We start from the raw sequence: 20,854 nt of genomic DNA on the forward strand, positions 1-20,854 counted from the left end.
ACACCTTGCCTTCACGATCACCAAAATTACAAGCGCAAAATTCCGTGATCCTGCACAGACCTACACAGCGAGGGACAGTCCCCAGGCCTTGTGCCAGTAATCAACACCGAGGACCCCCTGAATGGTTACCAGGAGAGGCGCTCTCCTTTGAACAAACTCAAACTTTTCCTGTAGTGACAATACCTTGCTGAATTATTTACTATTGTAGTACGGTTAAGTATTGAATGCAACCCTGGATTGAATTTCAGGGCTGTACAAGCCTGGTATTTTTCTGGGACCTGCGGGGCATCCAGCTGAGTTACGCCGCATGATCATGGTTTTGCGGTTTCCAGCTGTGTTATCTGCTGTTCCAGTTCCTCCAGGCGGTGCATAAGACTGTCGTTTTGGGCGCATACCTCCCGGTACTCCCTGCTTAGTTCTCTGAGCCTGTCTGGATCCTGACAGGTCTCGGGCAGAGACATGGCATTTTCCAGTTCTTCCTGGCGCAGCAGAGACTGCTCCAGGCTGTGTTCCTTTTCAGAGTATTCTTTTTTAAGGGGCTGAAGTTCCCGGTAAATCCGGTTTCGAAGGCTTGCTTCCTGTCTTTTTTTCTCTTTGTGCGGGCTGTTGTTTCTGCCTGAACCGCCGGGCCCGGTTTCCCGGGAAAGCTCAGGGCCGGCCTGGTCCTTCAGGACAACTCTCTGGTAATACTCGTCAAAGCCCATGCCGTGTTCCACAGTGTGTCCGTTTTCCAGGGTCCACACTTCACCGGCTACCCGGGAAAGCAGAAAACGGTCGTGGGCGATCATGAAAACTGCCCCCGGGAAATCTTGCAGGGCGGCTATAAGCGCCTCGCGGCTTTCCATGTCCAGGTGGTTGGTGGGCTCGTCCAGCAACAAAAGGTTGGCCCGGGTAAGAAACAGGGAGGAAAGGATAAGCCTGGATTTTTCACCGCCGCTTAAGCTTTGTACTTTTCTGTCCCAGAAGGTTTCGTCCAGAAGAAAGAGCCCCAGCACGGAGCGGACTTCCTCCTCGGTGAGATCCCGGGATGAAAGCCTTTTGATCTCTGCCAGGACCGTATTTTCAGCTGCCAGGGTCTCGGTCTGGTGCTGGGTGAAATAGGCCGGCCTGGTGTTGTGTCCAAGTTTTATAGTTCCGGAGTCGGGGGCAGCCCGGCCGGTTATGAGCTTGAACAGGGTGGACTTTCCGCTGCCGTTTTGTCCCATGAGGGCGATTTTGTGGCCGTCAAAGAGTTGAAAGTTTACATTGTTTAAAAGTTCAGGGCCTTGAGGATGCCTGAAGAAAAGCTCGGAACAGGTAACAGCCACCCGGCTGGCTCTGGCCGGGGCAGGCCAGGAGAAATTCAGGCGCTTGCCGGCTCTGTCTGACTGCAGTTCCTTTTTCCTGGATTCCAGGCTGTCCATCCTGGCCAGCCTGGCCTGGGCCTGCCTGGCCTTGGAGGCCTTGTAGCGGAAACGGTCCACAAAGCTTTTGAGATGTTTTATCTCACTGGATATCTTTTCTCTTTCCTTTTCCCGCAGAATCTGAGTTTCCTGGTGCCATTTCTCAAAAGAGGAGTAGTTGCCGGGGCGGAAATAGGGCCTGTCAAAACCCAGGTGCAGAACATGCGTAGCCACCCGGTCCAGGAAAAAACGGTCATGGGCCACCAGTACCAGTATGCCGGAAAAATCCAGCAGGTAGTTCTCCAACCACAGCACAGCTTCCATGTCCAGATGGTTGGTAGGTTCGTCCAGGATGAGAAGATCGGCTCCCTGCAAAAGGACCCTGGAAAGCCTGGCCCGCTCTCTCCAGCCTCCGGAGAAATGCTCCAGGGGCAGGTGGAACCTGGACTTTTCAAAGCCAAGCCCGGTGAGGATCTTTTCAGCCCTGTACTCGGGGTTGTATCCGCAGGATTGCTCCATCTCGGCCTGTCTACGGGAGAGTTTTTCCAGGCCCTGTCTGTCGTCTTCAGCCACGGCTTTTTTCCACTGCCTCCAGAACTGGCTCCAGTCAGGCAAAACACTGAGCACAAACTCCAGCAGGGGGATCTTTAGGTCGGAATCATCCAGGTCCTGGGCCACAAATCCGGTTCTCAGGCCCTGGGGACGGTTTATGCTTCCGCTGTCAGGGTGGGTCAACCCGGCCAGCATGCTTAGAAGGGTGGACTTGCCGCAGCCGTTGGGACCGGTCACTGCCAGACGTCTGCCGGGTTCCAGCTCAAAAGAGACCCTGCTGAAGAGTTCCTGGCCGCTGTAACTTCTGGATATATTGTTGGCGGTTATTTTCATGACCGGGAAAGCAGAATAATGCAGCTGCAATATTTTCTGTCAAGTAACATTTTCCGGGACACAGTCTAACTCTGAGTGATACGCTCTTTAAGCACTGTAATAAGGTTTTCCAGTTCTCTTTCCATTTCCGGCAGCAGTCTGTGCATTTCTTCCATGTCTTCTGCACCTGCGGCCTTTTCCATGGCCCAGGCTTTTTCACTCAGGTTTCTGGCTGATATATTGGCCGAAATACCCTTGAGGGCGTGGGCATAACTTCTGGCCTGTTCCGGGTTTTTACTGTGCAGGCTTTTTTCAAGGTTCTGCATGCGTTTAGGGGCCTCTTGGATGAACTGCTGCAGGATTTCCTGCAGCAGTTCCTCATCATGCATGACCCTTTCTGCAAGTTCAGCCTCCACAAAATGTCCCTGGTCATGCACAGATGAAGCATCCAGGCCGGGAGTGTCTTCTTGCCGGGCGTTTTTTAAGCCGCCTTGTGCAGGGCGGAGTTGCCTGTTGATAATTTCTTCCAGTTCCTGGGGCTGTACCGGCTTGGAAAGGTAGTCGCTCATCCCGGCCTGGATGCATTTTTCCCTGTCTCCTTTCATGGCATGGGCGGTCATGGCCACTATGGGCACCTGTGGATTCTGCACGCTATTCTCTCCTGCGCGTATGCGCCGGGTGGCCTCAAATCCGTCCATTTCCGGCATGCGGCAGTCCATGAGCACCAGGTCAAAGTTTTCCCGGGCCAGGATGTCCAGGGCTTCCCTGCCGTTGTTGGCTACTGTCGAGTTCGTAAGGCCCAGTTTTTTCAGTACGGCCCGGGCAACCATCTGGTTGGTGGGGTTGTCCTCAACTATGAGTATGCGGCTGTCCAGGTGCGGTCTGCAAGACGCCTGCCCCGGATCAGAAATTTTTTCCTGTGCTTCCTTATCAAGGGGTGCAGGGTCCTTTTCAAAGCCTGCGGTAAACCAGAAGGTCGATCCCCGGCCCTTGGAACTTTTCACTCCTATTTCTCCACCCATCATCTGCACCAGGCTTTTGCAGATGGCCAGCCCCAGCCCGGTACCTCCAAAACTGCGGGTTACCGAGGTGTTTAACTGATGAAAGGGGGTAAAAAGCTGGTCCTGCTTTTCCTCAGGGATGCCTATGCCGGTGTCGTGCACCTCAAAAAGCAGGCGGACATGGTCTGCTTCTTCCTGAACCGGGGACACCTCCAGATCAACCTGTCCCTGGGAGGTAAACTTGATGGCATTGCCCAGGAGGTTGACCAGAACCTGGCTCAGACGTCCTTCATCGCCCAGCAGACAGTGATGTACTCCTGGATGGATGACATAACCGAGCTTCAGACCTTTTTCCATGGCCTGGTAATTGAGTATGCCGGCGCTGTCTTTTACTGTTGTTTCCAGGTTAAAGCCCTTGGTTTCCAGTTGCAGCCTGTCAGCCTCTATTTTGGAAAGATCCAGGATGTCATTTATCAGGTTGAGCAGGGTCTGGGCGCTTGTTTTTAATGTTTCGGCAAAGCTTCGCTGCTGGGAGTCCAGTTCCGTGTCCAGGAGGAGCCCGCTCATGCCGATGACTCCGTTCAGGGGGGTGCGTATCTCGTGGCTCATATTGGCCAGAAACTCGCTTTTGGCCCGGGTGGCATGTTCAGCCTGCAGCCTGGCCTGATTCAGCTCCTCTTCGCGGCTTTTTCTGTGCCTGGCATTGACCAGAAGCTCGGCCAGGAGCACGAACAGGTCTATCTCAGCCCGGGTCCATTCCCTGGTTTCCCGGACGCAGTCCACACCCAGGAACCCGTAGCAGTGAAAATGATCTTTCAGGGGCACGCTAAGCAGCGCCTTAGTGTCCTGCTTTTGCAGATGGGTTTTCAAGGGATCCCAGTCAGGCATTTCCTCAATATCCCCAATGTAATACGGACTGCCCTGACTGTGCAGCCTCACGGGTTCCCAGGCCATATCAAAGGGAACATTCTGCAGCCTGTGCTGCTGGGGATCGACTCCTGCGGCGCACCATTCATGGGTGTTAGTCATGGTCTGGTTGTGGAAGTCATAGGCGAAAACGTAGGTCCGGTCGGTCCTGGTAAACCTGGCTACCTGCATAAGCGCTTCACTTACTGCCTTTTCCAGGTAATCTATGGGTGCGGTAAGAAAGACCATGGACATATCCACCAGAAGCCTGTGCATCTTCATGCGATACCTCAGGGCGTCTTCTGCCTTCTTGAATTCGGTGATGTCCCTGGCCACGGCTATAATCAGATCCCTTTCTCTCTGCCTGAAGGTCCTGAGGCTTACTTCAACAGGAAAATCCCGGCCGTCTTTAGTCCGGTGTAGAGTCTTTATCAACCCTGCCTGTTCTCTGTCCTCGTTGACTGAGTCACAGATCTCCTGCATATCCTGAAATGTGAATTCAGGCTTGAGGTCGTGGGGACCCATGTTCAGTAGTTCTTCCCGGGAGTAGCCCAGTGACTGGCAGGCCATGAGATTGACGTCCAGAAATTTCATGCTTTCGCAGTCGATGATGAAAAAGCTGTCTGCACTGCTGTCCAGAGCGGCCTTGAATCTTTCCTGTTTTTCCCGGTCTTTTTTTTCCTGGGTGATGTCCGTGGCTATCTGCAGGCGCACCAGGCGGCCGTCTTTCCAGGGGATGGCTTTATCCCGCAGGATATACCACCTGTCTTCGCCGGAGTTGTAATGTTCCCGGACACGCGTACCTGTGGGCCTGCCCTGTCCATCCAGGAGCAGGTGGTTGCCGCAGTCCGGACATGGCCCGGAAGCGCCTTTCTGCATTATTTCCCAGCATTTCATGCCGGTTACGTATCCCAGGTTCTTCCGGCCGTAATCATTTATAAAAAGGATCTCGTGGGTCTGCATATCCGCAACGTAAACCAGGCTGTCCATGCTGTTCATAACCGCCTGCATACGCTCGGTTCTGTCCTGCAGTTCCTCCTGTATTTTTTTGTGATGGGATATGTCCCTGGCTATGTGCACGCAGCCCCTGAGGCGGCCTGTACTGTCATGCAGGGGATTGGTGCTGACATGGAAATGTCCGTTTAGATTGTCAATCCAGGATTCCGCCTGCTCTGCATTTCCGCTGCAGAGCAATTTCGCGTGGGGGCAGAAATCCGGGGGCCGGCTCATGCCGTGAACCAGTTCATAGCATTTGCGGCCCTGGGCCTGCCAGGGCTCAACTCCCAGGGCGTCAGCCATGGATCGGTTAATCCTGACCACATTGTGCCCGGCGTCCAGTATGGCGATGAGATCTGGAACTGCATCAAAGGTAAACTGCCATAACCGGCCTTCTGAATCTGCTTCTTTCAAGAACTCCAAAATATCCTCCTCGTTCAGCTGTGCCCGGCACTAATGCCTGCAGATGTCTCCCAGCTTTTCCAGCCGGGACCAGAACTCCTGGCCGGGGGTTACGCAGTAGTTGGGGCCCAGCATGAGCCTGCAGCGTGTATGGTCTTCCAGGCGCAGGTTCAGGCATACCGGGATGCGTCCCGGGTATCGGGCCAGAAGGTTTTTCAGGTCCTTGATCCATTGATCCCCGGGCACGCCCTGAAGGTCTGCTTCTATTTCCACCGGCTGATCCCCGCTGTCTATGGCCTGACTCAGATAGGAGATGCTTTCGGCTGTAAATTTAACCTGTCTTGGGGTCTCGCTGTCTTCTTCTCCGGAAGAACCGCCGCTCCCCTGATAACTGCTTATCCTGGCCTTTAAAAGCAGGGGCTGTTCGCTTTGAACCACTTCCCTGCAGGTGGAATAAAGATCCCCGAATATGGTGACTTCAGCGGTTCCAGTCAGGTCCTCTATCTGGCAGAAGGCCATCTTGTCTCCCTTTTTGCTGACGTGTTCTTTTTTGCCTACTATGATTACAGGAAGTTCCACCTGGGTGCCGGGTCTTAGTTCCAGGCATTCCTGGATGGTACTCAGCTTCAGGCGCTGAATATCGCGCCTGAAGGGCAGCAGGGGGTGCCCGCTCAGGTAAAAGCCCAGGGCCTCTTTTTCCAGCTTGAGCTTTTCGTCCTCCTGGAATTCTTCCAGCTCATTCTCGGGACAATCCAGACCCAGGCCCTTGACCTGGCAGGTTTCCTCCCCCAGGAGGCTGAGCATGGACAGCTGTCCCTTGACCTTGTTTTTGGCTGATCTCTGAGCCCTGGCCGCAACCATGTCCATCCCGTCCAGAAGAGCCCGGCGGGAGCAGCCCAGAGTGTCCATGGCCCCGCTTTTGATGAGCATTTCCAGGACCCGTTTGCCCGCCTTGCGCGAACCTACTCTTTCGCAGAAATCCAGGAGGTTTTCAAAGGGGCCGTTCTTTTTTCTCTCCCGGATGATGGCCTCTATGGCGCTTCTGCCTACGTTTTTTATGCCCGAGAGCCCGAAGCGCACCTGGTTGTTCTCCACGCTGAACTCGTTCAGGCTGGAATTGATGCAGGGGGGCAGTACGGTGATTTCCATATCCCTGCAGGCGTTGACATGGGCTATGACCTTGTCTGTGTTGTTTACCTCGGAGGTGATGAGCGCGGCCATGAATTCGCTGGGAAAATGGGCCTTGAGGTAGGCGGTCTGATAGGAAATCAGGGCGTAAGCCGCACTGTGGGATTTGTTGAAGCCGTATCCGGCGAATTTTTCCACCAGGTCGAAAATATATTCCGCTGTCTCCTGTTTGACCCCATGTTCTTTGGCACCCTGCAAAAATTTGCTTCTCTGCCTGGCCATGACCGAGGCTTCTTTCTTGCCCATGGCCCGGCGCAGGATATCGCCGTCCCCCAGGGAATACCCGGCCAGGACCTGGGCGATTTTCATGACCTGTTCCTGGTACAGGATAACCCCGTAGGTTTCCTTTAGTACCGGTTCCAGTTCCGGGTGGGGGTATTCAACAGGGACCAGGCCGTGCTTGCGCTTGATGAAGTCCGTGACCATGCCGCTTTCCAGGGGCCCTGGACGGTAAAGGGCCAGAAGGGCGATGATGTCTTCAAAGCAGGTGGGCTTTAAGTCCACCAGGACATTGCGCATTCCAGAGCTTTCCAGCTGGAATACCCCGTCGGTGAGCCCCCGGCCCAGGAGCTTGAAGGTTTCCGGGTCCTCCAGGGGCAGGCTGTCCAGGTCCGGGGTTTCCTGGCCGTTTCTGGAGGCCATGGCCAGGGTGTCCTTGAGTACGGTAAGGGTCTTGAGACCCAGAAAATCAAACTTGATGAGCCCTACTTTTTCCACCCTCTTCATGTCGAACTGGGTGACCACTTCGTCTTTTTTTCCGCGGTAAAGGGGCAGATGCTCCTGCATGGCCCTGTCGGAGATGACGATGCCTGCGGCGTGGGTGGAGGCGTGGCGCACCATGCCTTCCAGGCGGCGGCAGATATCCATTAGTCTGGCCACGTCTTCATCTTCGTCCACCATTTTGCGCAGGTCGGGCTCCTGCTGCATGGCTTTGTCAATGGTCATCTTGAGTTCTTCAGGAATGAGTTTGGCTATCTTGTCCGTCAAAGACAGCTTCATGCCCAGGGCCCGGCCCACGTCCCGGACCACGGCCCGGGCCTTCATGGTCCCGAAGGTGGTGATCTGGGCCACGCTGTCCCGGCCGTACTTTTCCGCCACGTAGCGGATTACCTTTTCGCGCTGATCGTAGCAGAAATCCACGTCAATATCCGGCATGCTGGCCCGTTCCTTGTTCAGGAAGCGCTCGAACAGCAGATTGTATCGGATGGGGTCCAGGTTGGTGATACGCAGGGCATAGGCCACAAGGCTGCCTGCGGCAGAACCCCGTCCGGGACCTACTGGTATGCCCTGAGACTTGGCCCAGTTGATGAAGTCCTGGACAATGAGAAAATAACCGGGAAAACCCATGGAGCAGATTATCTCCAGTTCTTCCTCCAGGCGCTCCCGGTAATGTTTTTGGTCTACGCTGTAGGGCAGTTCCTGGAATCTTTGCTCGAGTCCTTCCCTGGAAAGGCTTATGAATTCTTCGTCCAGGGTGTTTTCCCTGGATGGAGTGTACCGGGGGAAATGAAAGGTGTCCGTTTCTATTTCCAGGTTGCAGCGCTTGATTATCTCCTGGACGTTTTCCAGGGCCTGGGGGCAGTGGGAGAATTCCTTCTCCATCTCCTCCACTGATTTGTAGTAGAGCTGGTCTGTGTCAAAGCGCATCCTGGAGCTGTCCTGGACCTTGGAATTGGTCTGGATGCACAAAAGTATATCGTGGGCCTGGACGTCGTCCGGACCCAGATAGTGGCAGTCGTTGGTGGCCACTACAGGCAGCTGAGTCTCCCTGGACATTTCCAGCAGTTGATCATTGACCTCCATTTGCTCCGGGATGCCGTTGGCCTCCATTTCCAGGTAAAAGCGTCCGGGAAATATATCCGCGTACTGCAGGGCGGTCTCCCTGGCCTGCTTAAAGCCCTGACGGCGCAGGACGTGCTGCACCTCGCCCTGCAGGCAGGCGGACAGGCAGATAATCCCCTGGTTGTGGGCCTTTAATATGTCCTTGTCCACCCGGGGCTTGTAGTAGAAGCCGTCCAGCCAGCCCCTGGTAACTATTTTCACTAAGTTGTGATAACCCTCCTTGTCCATGGCCAGCAGAACCAGGTGGTAGCGCAGCTGATCCTTGACCTGGTGATTCTGAGCCAAATACACCTCACAGCCGATGATGGGCTTGATGCCGTATTTTTTGGCTTCCAGATAGAAGTTCAGCGACCCGAACATGTTGCCGTGATCAGTGATGGCCGCGGCAGGCATACCCAGGTCCACGGCCCGGGCGCACAGATCAGTTATCCTGATGGCCCCGTCCAGAAGGCTGTATTCGGTATGACAGTGTAAATGGGTAAAGTCGGACATTGATCTCTCGGGTTATGGTGATTATTGTCAGTTTATGGTCAAAGCTCAAAGTTCTAAGCTGAAAGCTCAAAACACCATGCCTTTGTCGCTCTCTCGCCCCATCTTCTCCATGCTCCATGCTCCGCGCCCCAAGCCATCAAAGACCCATATCTTCGTTAATCAGTATAACGCAGATGCGATTCTTGGGGAAAGACTTCTCGGTGATGCTCCACACGTTGCAGATGCGCTCCGGGCTTTCGCAGTCGTGACAGCAGGCGGTCTTTATGCATGGTGTTTTTTTCTGCAGTCGCAGGGCATTGGCCGGTGCGCTGTAGGACTTTATGCGCTCCATGGCCTGGTCTGTATCACCGACTATTTTGTTGCGTCCGCACAGGATGATTACTTTTCTGGGGCCGAAGACCAGGGCACCCACACGGTTGCCGATCATGTCCAGGTTGACCAGGTATCCCTGCTCGGTGACTGCATTGGTCCCGGTAATGAACATGTCCGCCAGCAGAGCCTGACGCCTCAGCTCCAGGTTTGCTTCAGGGCCGCGGCTCTTGTCAAAGGTATCCATGACCTGCATGTCGGTTCTGTCTTTCAGCGTGTCATAAAGTCCGGTTTCCTTGAAGGTGGCGGAGCCGCCCCAGGATATGGATGCAGGCCGGGCTTCAGGGATTATTTCTTCCAGGACCAGGCTTTTTGCCCGGCCCGGGTTTTCAGCCAGGCGGCAGTCGAAATTGTTGGCCCGCAGGTTTTCCTGGACCCGCAAAAGCCTCATGTCCCAGTAGTCTTTTATTTCGTTGCCCATATATACTTCCTTTTCTGCTCATTTATCTGTTTTGGGTGGTTTGGCCGCTGTCCCGGAGGAGTTTTTTTCCGCGCTGCCCTGGGTCTTGGGCACCAGCTTCATCTGCGGAACCAGTATCTTGCTGATCACCAGCACTTCCTCCACCTCCTGCATGCTGTTCCAGTCCGGTTCCTTGGGATCGAAGTCTTCCGGAGCCTCCACGAGGCTGCCGTCATTTTTTTTGAAAAGGTACATCTTTGTCCTCCTGATTTTGAATCCTGTGAATTCACGGGCTATAAGCTCCCGGGATATATATCCTTCTATATCGTCCTGGGTAAAAAAAGAACAGGGAAAATACCGGCAGTAACGTACGCACCTGATGGGAGTGGTGTAGTAGCTGCCGCTTATCTTTTTCTGAGTGGCACAGTATATATTTCTATAAAGCATGTTTGAAGAGTATATTGTTCCTTGACCGAAGCATCAGCCAGGCGGGTTTCAGGCGAGTCCTTTTAAAACAACCAGAGTATCCTAATAGACAGCCGCACTCAAATCAATCCCCTGAAAGGGGGCAACCTGACCTTTCTCAGGGACAGCCGGGATATTTCGAGGGACAAAAAAAGGGCGAATTGTGCAATTCGCCCTTTGGTTTTTTTAGATGACAGGGTGAAGAAATCAGCCCTGCTTGAGCTGGTTTACCAGGTTCTGCAGCTCCTGGGCCTGCTGGGAGAGTTCTCCAATGGCCTGGGCTGACTGGGTCATGACCTCGCTGGTCTCTTTGGATATGCGGCTTACTTCCTCGATGTTTTTGTTTATTTCCTCGCTGGCGGTGGACTGCTCCTCTGTGGCCGTGGCAATGGCCTGGACCTGGTCAGCAGCTGACTGCACCAGCCTGACGATTTCCTGGAGCACATCCCCGGACCGGTTTACCAGGGTAGTGGCCTCATCAATAAGCCCGGCAGCCTGGTCCATGCTCTGGATATTGTTCTCTGTTCCCTGCTGGATGGAGGTTATGGCCTGGCCGACCTCCTTGGTTGCGTTCATGGTCTTTTCCGCCAGCTTGCGCACCTCATCGGCCACCACGGCGAAGCCGCGTCCGGCATCCCCGGCCCTGGCCGCCTCTATGGCCGCGTTCAGGGCGAGTAGGTTGGTCTGGTCGGCAATGTCTTCAATGACATTCATGATTTTGCCTATCTGTTCAGCCTGTTGTCCAAGCTGGCTCATGTTGGACTTGAGCTGGGAAGACTGCTCCTGGACCCGGTTGATGGCGGTCACGGATCTGCTGACCACATCCGAGCCTTCCTGGGCCTTGCTTCGGGCCTGGTCCGATCCTTCAGCTGCTTTGGAGGCATTCTGGGCCACCTCCAGTACTGTGGCGTTCATCTCTTCCATGGATGTGGCAGCTTCACCGGCCCGGGAGCTTTGCTCGTCAGCGCCACGGCTGGCCTGTTCCACCTGGGCTGAAAGCTCTTCTGAAGCCGAGGTCATGCGCTCCACCACGCCTTCGATGCTGGAGGCCGCCTGGAGCATACCTTGGCTTTTGGCCTGCTCGGCCTGCTCCTTGGCCTGGTTGGCTTCCTGCATGGCCTGCCGGGCCTTCTGGGCCTGCTCTTCGGCCTCGGCACTCTTGGTTTCGGCTTCCCTGATTTTGGTCTTGAGGTTGCTGACCATGTTGCGCAGGGAGCCGGCCAGGATGCCCAGTTCATTTTTGCCGGTCACTTCAAGTTCTTCGTCCAGGCTGCCTTGAGCCACTTTTTCGGCGAAATCCACGGTTTTCCTGAGGGGCCTGGTAATGACCGCAGTGAGAAACAGCCCCAGGCCCAGGGCCAGAATGACTCCGATGGCCAGCCCGGCCAGGGAGATGGTTACTCCCCGGGCTGCATCGCGTTCTGCAAGACCCACAGCCCTGTCAGCCTGACGTTCATTGAGCTCGATGAGTTCCTGCAGCAGACCCTGTCCCCGGTCCTGCATCTCCACTGAGTCCACCATTATGAGCCGGTTCATTTCCGTATACAGGTCATTGGCCTCCCTGGCGAAGTCGATGAGTTCATCAAAGAGCATGAATACGTGGTCGGCATATCTGCCCATATCATCGCGCAGCATTTCCCGGGCCTGCTGTTCCTGTCCGGCGTCAGCCAGTTCTCTTATGGGCTCTACCACGCCGTGGAAGTTGTCATGAGGTCCCTGCAGACGTCTTAAGATATCCAGCAGTTCCTGGTTGTCCGTATCAAAATCCTGCAGCCAGACTCCAAAATTGCAGGCTTCCGGATCATCGCCGCCTTCAAAGTCGATTCCGAAATCCACATACCCCCGCACATCTTCCATGACCTGGTAATGATCCCCGCGGAACTGCTGCAGATGGCCCAGAAATTCCTCGGTGTTCAAAATGCCGATTTCCTCCAGTTCCCTGGAAAGTTCAAGAAACTGGTTGTTGACCTCGGCCCAGTCCTGTATGGCGTCTTCAAAACTGGCCCAGAGCCGGGTTTCATCTTCGGTCCGGGGCAGGGCCTCGTAGTTTTCCCATGCTTTTTCGTAGTTCTCCCGGGCGGACTCAATCTCCTGGTACTGCTCCTGCCTTGCTTCCATGCCCAGGGCCGGGTTGACCAGGGCGCGCAGGGAGCGCACAACGGTTTCAAACTCGGCCTCTATGATGCGCAGGTTGTTCACTGCCGGCATATTCACCCGCCCCACCTCGTCGATGTGCCCGGATAGATTGTTTGCGCTGCGCCAGCCCACCAGGCCGACGACAACGACAATGAGGGCCACAGCGACAAAACCGGCTACAAGTTTGACTCCAATTGCAATATTGTTCATAAATGCTCTCCTGTGGGATTTAAAAAGCAATGCAGAAGCAGACTGTATATAACCAGCGATTCTGGAGTTTTTGATACCGGAGATCGTCTTTTTTGGGACACAATACATTTAAGTGCTGTTAGAAGCAAATGAAAAAACAGCAGATTGAAGTCGTTTTACCTTGTGTGTGAAGGAACAGCCCCGGGGTGCAGGTTGCTTATCCGGGGATTTTCCTGACTCGGGCGCCAAAAGTTTTTGTTTTTTGCCAGGCAGCAGTTGACGCAGCAAAAATCTCAAGGCAAACACCCTGTATTAAGTATCGGTTGTCCGGGGAATATTCTTTACTGGCAAAAAGCTGCAATCTTTTTTAGAAGAGGAAAACAATGAAAAAATGCTTTTTCTTGATCTTCTGTCTGCTGTTTATCCCTGCTTCCGCATCCTTTGCCGGGGACCAGGGCATGTACTACGGGGGCCTGGAGTCCGGGGCCGGGGTGGAGCATACCTTCAAATCCGGGGTAAAGGGCTCGGATACGGAAGTATCCCGGACCACATATGGTGTAGAGGCATCCTGGTCTTTTCTGACCCTGGGCTATGACCACAGCAGATACTCCTGGGACAAACCGGGTGATTCAGATATTACAGATGACGGCAAAGAACCCTTTGAATCGCTGCACAATGTATATCTGACTGCTGACGTTATATTTCCCGTGAAGGATGACTGGTACCTGAATCTGGCCGCGGGCGTGAACACTTCCTTTGAAAAAGAGATGTCCCGGTCCCTGGGAACTTCGGCCAGGGCTGTTCTTCTCAGGGTCTTTGACAGCGGCTGGATGGTTGGAGTCGGGGCCGTGGGAGGATATCACCCGGTGCGCAGTATCTGGATTCCTGCTGCAGGGTTTGCTTACGGACTGCCCGGCCAGGAGGGATGGACCGCCAGGATAGGCATGCCCAGGACAATGGTCAGATACGGGTTCAGCGAGGATTTTGCCATGCAGGCAGGAGCGGATTATTCTTCCAGGATATATCGCCTCGAGAACAACAGTTCAGCAGTTGAAAGAGGGTATTTCCGCAAGCGCGATATCAGGCTGAGCATGCAGGCGGAGTGGAGTCCCCTTGAAGAGATGACTCTTGAGTTCGGCCCGTATTATGTGCTGTCCAGAAAGTGGCAGTTCTACGACCGCCATGACAGCCGTATCGGCACATGGGACCTCGACAGTGCCCCGGGACTCCAGGCAGGCCTTACATGGAGGTTCTGATGCAGATCGGGCATTTTAAATTCAGCAGTTATTAAAGTTTTAAGCACAGACAGGAGGTTAAAAATGTATACTACCCTGTTCTCACCACTGGAAATCGCAGGCAAAACGCTTAAGAACCGTATAACCATGGCTCCGTTATACTTGGGCTATGCCGGGGAGGGAGGCACTGTGTCGCCTCTTTTGCTGGAGCATTACCGCTTGATGGCCTCCGGCGGGGTGTCCATGATAACCGTGGAGAACGCAACTGTGGATCATCCTGCAGGCAGTGGTTCCAACCGGACCATCAGGGCGGATACCGACGAAAATCTGCCCGGCCTGGAAAAACTGGCCGCAACGATAAAGAATGAAGGGGCCCTGGCCTGCCTGCAGATCAATCATGCCGGAAGATTTGCAGGTGCGCAGGAAGCGGTGGCTCCATCGGAGGTAAATACTTTCGGCAGGACTCCCAGGGCCTTGACCCTGGAGGAGATTGAAGAGATCAGGAACAGCTTTGTCCGGGCCGCCCAAAGGGCCTTCAAGGCCGGTTTCGACATGGTGGAACTTCATGGCGGCACCGGTTATCTCCTGGCCCAGTTCGCATCCCCGAGAACCAACAAGAGAAAAGACTATTACGGCGGTTCCCTGGAAAAGAGGATGCGCTTTCCCCTGGAAGTAATGCAGGCGGTCAGGGAAGCTGCGGGCAATAAGCCTGTGGGGTACCGCTTTCTGGCCGATGAATGGCTCCCTGACGGGCTGACCCTGGAAGAGTCCGGACCTTTGGCGTCAAGGCTGTCGGATGCCGGCGCTGCATACCTCTCGGTTATGGGCGGGACTTATGAGTCTTTTTCCATGCCCGAGGTGATCAAGGCCACCAAGAAGCCTGGGTACATGGCCGACCTGGCGGGTGAAATCCGGGATCAGGTCAGGGTGCCGGTCATTGCTGCAGGCCGTATTGCCCTGGGGCATGTTGCCGAGGAGGTTCTTTCCTCGGGCAGGGCCGACCTGGTGGGCCTGGCCCGGGTACTCTGGGCAGATCCCGAGTGGCCTGAGAAGGTGCGACAGGACAGGGAGGATGACCTGGTGATATGCGATCCCGGCTGCAGGGACGTGTGCATGCAGCTGGTTATGCAGGGAAAACCGGCCTTCTGTCCGAATTGGAGTCCGCAAAAATCCAGGCGGCTCAAAGACCTGTACGAGTAATAAGATACCTGTCCGGGGGTTATGTTACGGGTCAGGCCAGGTATTACGAAGGTTTGCGGGCGATAAGGCCGGCCAGGTATTCCTGGGGAGCTTCGGTTTTGCCCTCAAAATAATGCAGGATTTCCCAGTCCTGAAACCAGGAGTATAGTTCCCGGTCCCGGAGAAGAAAATCCGGGTTGGTGGGCCGTCCCAGCAGGGCCTGGCTGGATGTAAAGGTTTCATAGACGATTATGCCGCCGGGTTTCAGGGTGTTTTTTATGTCCGGCAGCAGGGGGCGGTGCAGGTACCTGAAAACAAGCACCGCCCCGAAGAAGCTTGGGGGCAGGGTGCTCTCAGACTCTGCCTCCAGGTCAACTTCCTTAGTGTGTACCTTCAGCTTTTTTTCCAGGGCCAGGTCATGGATCTTCTGCAGTCCTGATTGATCCCTGTCCCAGAAATAAACCTCCAGCCCCTGTTCCGCCAGAAAAAGGCCGTTTCTCCCGGAGCCGCAGGCCAGGTCCAGTACCGGCCCCGGCAGAGGTGAAGCAGTAAAAAGATGCAGATGCTTTTTTAAAATTCCTGCTGGTTCAGAGGCGTTGTGTTGCTGCATAATAATTTAGTCCAGCCTGGCCATTGTGTCCTCATCCTTCAACGAGGCAAACAGGGTTTCCAGGTCTTCCCTGGCCGCCTTGAAACGCTGCAGTTCTTCTCCTTCCAGGGTGCGTCCCGGAGGAGTATCCACCGTGGAGGGATTGACGTGACTGCCCCGGTGATGGACTTCGTAGTGCAGGTGCGGTCCCGTGGACATACCTGTTGAGCCCACGTAACCGATGGTCTGCCCCTGCTCGACCCTGGCTCCGCGACGTACTCCGGATCCGAAGCGGCTTAAATGGGCATAGACGGTGTGGTATTCATTGGGGTGCCTGATACGGATGTAGTTGCCGTAGTTGCCCTTACGCCCGGCGTACTCCACCACCCCGTCCCCGGCGGCCATGATGGGGGTGCCGGTGGGGGCTGCAAAGTCCAGGCCCTGATGCATCCGGCTGTAGCCAAGTATGGGATGACGACGTTTGCCGTATCCGGAAGTCAGCCTGGCCCCGTCAATGGGGGTGACCATGAGGGTCTTGCGCACAGATTCTCCGTCCGGGTTGAAGAAGTCCACTTCCCCGTCGGTTGTTTCGTAGCGGTAAATAGGAAGATCACGGCCCCTGGTTTTCAGTGTGGCGTATAGGACTGATCCTCCCCGGACAAAATTTCCGTCCTGGTCCAGTTTTTCTTTGAACATGACTTCAAAGGAGTCCCCGGGGCGGATATCGCGCTGAAAGTCTACATCGAAGGAATAGGCGCGGATCATCTGCATAAGTACCCGCAGGGGCATATCCGAGGCTACTGCAGCGTTGTACAGGCTGGAAGTTATCTCGGCCTGGGCCACGACCGTCCTGGTATCCAGTTCACGCTTTTCTTCAGTGGCCACCAGACCGTTTTCAGGGCATTTTTCCACCCTCACGTCCCGGTCCACATCCAGCTTCAGGTTCATGGCCTCAAAGATGGGCTCCTGATCATCCTCTTCCCGGAAGACCAGGGTGATTTCCTGTCCCTGCCGGATACGCCGGGGATTATATACTTCTGAAAGTTCTTCAATGATTTCATGGGCCTGTGTCCTGGGCAGCCCCTCCCCGTTTAAAAGTCCCATAAGGGTGTCTCCGGAAGAGACCCTGATGTTTTTTTCTGATAATTTGGCCCGGACCTCTTTTTGGTCCCCGGCATCCAAAATATCGCCTGTGCCGGGGGCCTGGGCTTCTTGTGCAAGGGCGTCACCGGTGTTGCCGGGAACAATTTCAGGAGATGCTGTATCAGCTGAAGAGCTGCTGTCGCCTGCAGTCTGCAAGCCGGAAGCTTCAGGGATGGATTGTTCAATGGTCAGGCCTTTGAAATTTTCCTGGCCGGACTGTTCGTGTTTTCTGGTTTCGATGAAATCAAAGCCAGAAAACACGAACGTCAGGGCAAGGACAACGCAGGCAGCAGCCAGGAAAAGATATTTTCTGTTTCTTCTGCGTTTGTACCTGATGCGCGACTTGCCGTAGGATGGTATATAATAATCCATGCTTTTACCTCCTGTGAACCGGGCGTCTGTTTTAAATGTCTCCGTGTTCACGGATTTTTTCGTCCTCGTATGGGGCCAGGACTTTGCGGTACCATTCGAGCTTGGCGTGTTCCATGGCACTGGAACACATGCTCAGATTGTCGTAACTGTCACCCATGCGCTGGGCTATCAGCCTGGAAAGCTTGTAAATGCAGTAGTTGAGCTCCCCCTGGGTATGGACTTCCCGGGACAGCTCTTCCAGGAGGGGGTCAAAGACTTGTCTGCGTTTTTCAGGAATATAAGGCATAAAAGCTCCCTTTAAGCGACTTAAGCGATCCAGCACTCCACCTGAGCTGCCAATCTTGCCAAGCTCGGCCTCCGGCCCAGAGGGGCCTACGCCCCGTAGGGCAAAATCATTCACTCAAGTTTCTTATTGTTCCCACGCTCTGCGTGGGAACAATCCCCGGACGCTCCGCGTCCACAATGCCCGCAGGAGCGGTCAGGCTACGCTCCCACGCAGAGCGTGGGAGCGATAAAGAAGCCGGGGACTGTCCCCGGGTTCCTCTGACCTCTGATCTCTAAATTCTGTCCTCTATGCCTGCATTCCGCATCTAAGGCAGTTGCTGCATTCTGTATCAGGGCAGGGCGAGGTGAGCCTTCCCTGCCAGTATTTCCGCCATTCGCGCTTGAGGTATTCCTTTTTCACCCCGATGTCCAGCCTGTCCCATGGAAGGTTTTCCTCCAGGGGGATCTGCCTGTCAGTGTAACGCTCCATGTCCCTGGACCAGTTCGCCAGGGCTTTTTTCCAGCTGCCCTGGTGCTCAGCCGCCAGGAGCAATAGTTCGTGCACTTTTTCGTCCCCCCGGGCCAGAAGTCCTTGAATACGGGCCTGAAAAGGGTTTTCAGAGGTGAACTTAACTGCCTTGTGCCTGGAACAGAGTTTTTTAAACCGCCTGCATCCGGATTCAAACTCCTGCCTGGAGATCATGGCTGCCCACTGCAGCGGGGTCCAGGGCTTGGGCACAAACATGGAGGCGCTTATCTGTATCAGTCCGATGCCTTTTTTCCTGTTGCCCATCCCTTTGAACCGGGCCTGCTGCATTTCTTCCAGAAAGTTCTCCAGTTCCTGAAAATCTTTGCCGGATTCCCCGGGCAGTCCAAGGATGAAATAGAGTTTCAGGGTGTTGAACTGCAGCCTGCTTATCTCTTCCACGGCCTGGAAAAATTTTTTGTGGTCAAAGCGCTTGTTTACAGCCGTACGCAGATCCCGGCTAATACCTTCCACAGCCAGGGTTATACTCCGGGTGCCGCTGCGGCGCAGAAATTCAAGAAAACTGCTGGTCAGGCCATCAGAGCGCATTGAGGACAGGGAAAATTTTATTTTTTGTGCTTTAAGCCACTGAAGAAATTCCTGCAGGTCAGGCCAGTCCGTCAGGGCAGTGCCCACTAAGCCCACCTTCCTGGGACGTATCCCGGATATCAGCTCCTTGAGCTTATTTATGTCAGCTGTACGCGGGGGCCTGTACACGAAGCCTGCTGCACAGAAGCGGCATCCGTGGGGGCATCCCCGGTTTATCTCCACCAGAAAACTGTCCCTGAACACGCTTTGCCCCGAGACAAAGGCCGAGTGCGCCGGAGTTTCAAGCCGGCGTGAGTCTGACTCAGCCACCTGCCTGTGTGCCCTGCTTGTCCGCCCGGATACATAAATTCCGGGTAATCCGGCGATGGTCTCCAGGGTCTTGTGTCTGTCTTTTCCCTGTAAAAAGCAGTTTTTAAGTGCACCGGCTATACAAATAAAAGTGTCTTCCGACTCCCCCACATAGATAAAGTCCAGGCTGGGCATGACCGGAAAGGGATTTATAAAGGTGACCGGCCCTCCGGCCATGACCAGGGGCCACTTTTCCCTGTTGCCGGAGTAAACCTCAATTCCTTCAGCCTGCAGGCTCTGCACCAGGTTCAGGTAATCACCCTCAAAGTTCAGGCTGAAGCAGATAAGGGGAAAATCGGACAATGTTTTATCCGAGTCCTGGTTTACAGCCCTGCCTTGCCTGCGATCCCAGAAAAAGCGCTGGACATGAAAGGTCCCTTCCTCTTCCAGCTGCATATACACTGCCTGCCACCCCAGGGTGGACAGGGCCAGAGACCTTTCTTCAGGAAATACCAGGGCAACGGGAAGCCTGCCTCCCCATTCCCGGCTTTTGGACCTGGAAGGCCCTGAGATTGAATCTTCCCTTGGAACCTGAAGCAAATTCTGATCCGGTTTGCAGGTATTTCCCGCCCTGGTGTTAATCCGCCTGTCTGCGTATAAAGGAGGGGATTTCGAATTCATCCTCGTCGAATATGAATTCCTCTCCCTTTTTCTGCCTGGTCTTGTTCTGCTTTACACTTTCAATGGGTGCCTGGTCCTGATTGTTCCTGCTGCGCCGGATGTAGGCCGGGATATTCAGGTTGTCCTTGCCATCGGGATCCACAGACATGTTCCTGGGCCTTTGCCTGGCATTGTTTTGACCCTTCTGCACCTTGGAGAGATCAGTGACCTTGGACGAGGTGCGCTCAGATGAGGAATGTTCATCCTCGATTCCGGTGGCTATGACTGTAATGCGGATCTCGTCCTCGATGTTTTCGTCGAACACCGTTCCAAAATAGATCTGGGCGTCTTCGTCAGCGGACTCATGTATGATTTCCGCTGCTTCGCTGACCTCGTCAATGGCCAGGTCCATGCCGCAGGTGACATTCATCAGTACGCCCTTGGCCCCGTCAATGGAAACATCTTCCAGAAGCGGGCTGGTTATGGCCTTCATGGCCGCTTCCCTGGCCCGGCCTTCTCCAGTGGCTATGCCTGTGCCCATCATGGCCAGACCCATCTCGGACATGACCGCCTTGACGTCGGCAAAGTCCAGGTTGATGAGCCCCGGGACCATGATCAGGTCGGATATGCCTTTTACGCCGTAGTAAAGGACCTCGTCGGCCTTCTTGAGCATCTCCAGAAAGGAGGCCTTCTTGGAAGCCAGGGAAAGCAGGCGGTCATTGGGGATGGTGATGATGCTGTCCACCACGTCCTTGAGTTCTGAGATCCCGCTTTCTCCCTGTCCGCGCCTGCGCTTGCCCTCAAAATAGAAGGGCTTGGTCACTACTGCGACGGTCAAAGCGCCCATTTCCTTGGCCACCCTGGCGATGACCGGGGCGGCTCCGGTTCCGGTTCCACCTCCCATTCCGGCGGTTACAAAGACCATGTCGCAGCCGTCCAGGACCTCCCGGATGTGATCGATACTTTCTTCAGCCGCCTCTTTGCCCACCTGTGGGTCTGCGCCGGCGCCGAGGCCCTTGGTCAGGTTTTCCCCCAGCTGGACCTTATATTCCGCCTGGGAGTGCTTCAGGGCCTGCAGGTCTGTGTTGGCCACAATGAAGGTAACCCCCTTCATGGCCGAGCAGATCATGTTGTTGACGGCGTTGCTTCCGCCGCCGCCGACGCCGACCACCTTTATCCTGGCGTTGCCGTCCATCTGGATTTCCTGGTATTCCATAGCTTCCTCCTTACCCGTTTAGCTGAGAAAATATTTTGCCTGCATCTAGTTAGTTGTTTTGTAGTTTGTAATTGTTGTTACGTATCTGTTTAGCGCTTTGCATGTGGCATGGGGACTGGCTCTTCCGGGACCCACTTGTCCCAAAAAATGAGATATTTTAAGCACAAAATGATGCTCAAGTGGGTCCCGGAGTGCCTGTCC

At 54.7% G+C, this 20,854-nt stretch carries 13 protein-coding genes; 2 read left to right on the top strand and 11 right to left on the bottom strand.

The features are described 5' to 3' along the window. Nucleotides 1-311: 311 nt before the first annotated feature. The 6 genes from D5S03_RS09825 to D5S03_RS09850 all read right to left on the bottom strand — a co-directional run bounded on the left by D5S03_RS09825 (nt 312) and on the right by D5S03_RS09850 (nt 12,653). Nucleotides 312-2,297 carry an ABC-F family ATP-binding cassette domain-containing protein gene (locus D5S03_RS09825; protein ID WP_287043746.1) on the bottom strand — a complete coding sequence of 662 codons (1,986 nt, stop codon included), beginning with the start codon at nt 2,295-2,297 and terminating at the stop codon, nt 312-314. Nucleotides 2,298-2,332: 35 nt separating this feature from the next. Next, nucleotides 2,333-5,572 (bottom strand): PAS domain-containing hybrid sensor histidine kinase/response regulator, encoded by a 3,240-nt coding sequence (locus tag D5S03_RS09830; protein ID WP_287043748.1) that lies wholly within the window; start codon nt 5,570-5,572, stop codon nt 2,333-2,335. 30 nt (nt 5,573-5,602) lie between these two features. Beyond that, the gene (gene dnaE, locus D5S03_RS09835; RefSeq protein WP_287043750.1) at nt 5,603-9,073 is read right to left on the bottom strand and encodes a DNA polymerase III subunit alpha; all 3,471 of its coding nucleotides are present in this window, start codon (nt 9,071-9,073) and stop codon (nt 5,603-5,605) included. A gap of 136 nt (nt 9,074-9,209) precedes the next feature. Then, nucleotides 9,210-9,863, bottom strand: a complete 654-nt coding sequence (locus tag D5S03_RS09840) for a lactate utilization protein (RefSeq protein WP_008871668.1) — start codon at nt 9,861-9,863, stop codon at nt 9,210-9,212. Nucleotides 9,864-9,881: 18 nt separating this feature from the next. Further along, nucleotides 9,882-10,289: a hypothetical protein gene (locus tag D5S03_RS09845; RefSeq protein ID WP_008871667.1), complete on the bottom strand. Its 408-nt coding sequence runs from the start codon at nt 10,287-10,289 to the stop codon at nt 9,882-9,884. Nucleotides 10,290-10,514: 225 nt separating this feature from the next. Beyond that, nucleotides 10,515-12,653, bottom strand: a complete 2,139-nt coding sequence (locus tag D5S03_RS09850; protein WP_008871666.1) for a methyl-accepting chemotaxis protein — start codon at nt 12,651-12,653, stop codon at nt 10,515-10,517. Between the two features lie 362 nt (nt 12,654-13,015). On the opposite strand from D5S03_RS09850, the gene D5S03_RS09855 reads away from it, so the two are divergent. Continuing rightward, nucleotides 13,016-13,888: a DUF6268 family outer membrane beta-barrel protein gene (locus tag D5S03_RS09855; protein WP_008871665.1), complete on the top strand. Its 873-nt coding sequence runs from the start codon at nt 13,016-13,018 to the stop codon at nt 13,886-13,888. Nucleotides 13,889-13,951: 63 nt separating this feature from the next. Then, nucleotides 13,952-15,067: an oxidoreductase gene (locus D5S03_RS09860; RefSeq protein ID WP_008871664.1), complete on the top strand. Its 1,116-nt coding sequence runs from the start codon at nt 13,952-13,954 to the stop codon at nt 15,065-15,067. A 43-nt stretch (nt 15,068-15,110) separates the two neighbouring features. On the opposite strand, the gene D5S03_RS09865 is transcribed toward D5S03_RS09860, so the two are convergent. From D5S03_RS09865 to ftsZ, 5 genes are all read right to left on the bottom strand, one after another. After that, nucleotides 15,111-15,656, bottom strand: a complete 546-nt coding sequence (locus D5S03_RS09865) for a methyltransferase domain-containing protein (protein ID WP_008871663.1) — start codon at nt 15,654-15,656, stop codon at nt 15,111-15,113. Nucleotides 15,657-15,662: 6 nt separating this feature from the next. Then, complete coding sequence (locus D5S03_RS09870; RefSeq protein ID WP_008871662.1) at nt 15,663-17,150, bottom strand: M23 family metallopeptidase; 1,488 nt, start codon at nt 17,148-17,150, stop codon at nt 15,663-15,665. Between the two features lie 31 nt (nt 17,151-17,181). Continuing rightward, nucleotides 17,182-17,436 (bottom strand): DUF6899 family protein, encoded by a 255-nt coding sequence (locus D5S03_RS09875; RefSeq protein WP_008871661.1) that lies wholly within the window; start codon nt 17,434-17,436, stop codon nt 17,182-17,184. A 285-nt stretch (nt 17,437-17,721) separates the two neighbouring features. Beyond that, nucleotides 17,722-19,377 (bottom strand): radical SAM protein, encoded by a 1,656-nt coding sequence (locus D5S03_RS09880; RefSeq protein ID WP_050775246.1) that lies wholly within the window; start codon nt 19,375-19,377, stop codon nt 17,722-17,724. Nucleotides 19,378-19,414: 37 nt separating this feature from the next. After that, nucleotides 19,415-20,653, bottom strand: a complete 1,239-nt coding sequence (ftsZ, locus tag D5S03_RS09885; protein WP_008871659.1) for a cell division protein FtsZ — start codon at nt 20,651-20,653, stop codon at nt 19,415-19,417. Nucleotides 20,654-20,854 lie beyond the last annotated feature (201 nt).

This window comes from Desulfonatronospira sp. MSAO_Bac3, from assembly GCF_003838035.1.
In the GTDB taxonomy this organism is placed as follows: Bacteria; Desulfobacterota; Desulfovibrionia; order Desulfovibrionales; family Desulfonatronovibrionaceae; genus Desulfonatronospira; species Desulfonatronospira thiodismutans.

Bases quoted from the DNA above. Each gene is read 5' to 3' on its own strand.
- dnaE (WP_287043750.1), bottom strand. From the start codon at position 9,073: ATGTCCGACTTTACCCATTTACACTGTCATACCGAATACAGCCTTCTG.
- ftsZ (WP_008871659.1), bottom strand. From the start codon at position 20,653: ATGGAATACCAGGAAATCCAGATGGACGGCAACGCCAGGATAAAGGTG.
- D5S03_RS09850 (WP_008871666.1), bottom strand. From the start codon at position 12,653: ATGAACAATATTGCAATTGGAGTCAAACTTGTAGCCGGTTTTGTCGCT.
- D5S03_RS09870 (WP_008871662.1), bottom strand. From the start codon at position 17,150: ATGGATTATTATATACCATCCTACGGCAAGTCGCGCATCAGGTACAAA.
- D5S03_RS09840 (WP_008871668.1), bottom strand. From the start codon at position 9,863: ATGGGCAACGAAATAAAAGACTACTGGGACATGAGGCTTTTGCGGGTC.
- D5S03_RS09875 (WP_008871661.1), bottom strand. From the start codon at position 17,436: ATGCCTTATATTCCTGAAAAACGCAGACAAGTCTTTGACCCCCTCCTG.
- D5S03_RS09855 (WP_008871665.1), top strand. From the start codon at position 13,016: ATGAAAAAATGCTTTTTCTTGATCTTCTGTCTGCTGTTTATCCCTGCT.
- D5S03_RS09860 (WP_008871664.1), top strand. From the start codon at position 13,952: ATGTATACTACCCTGTTCTCACCACTGGAAATCGCAGGCAAAACGCTT.
- D5S03_RS09845 (WP_008871667.1), bottom strand. From the start codon at position 10,289: ATGCTTTATAGAAATATATACTGTGCCACTCAGAAAAAGATAAGCGGC.
- D5S03_RS09865 (WP_008871663.1), bottom strand. From the start codon at position 15,656: ATGCAGCAACACAACGCCTCTGAACCAGCAGGAATTTTAAAAAAGCAT.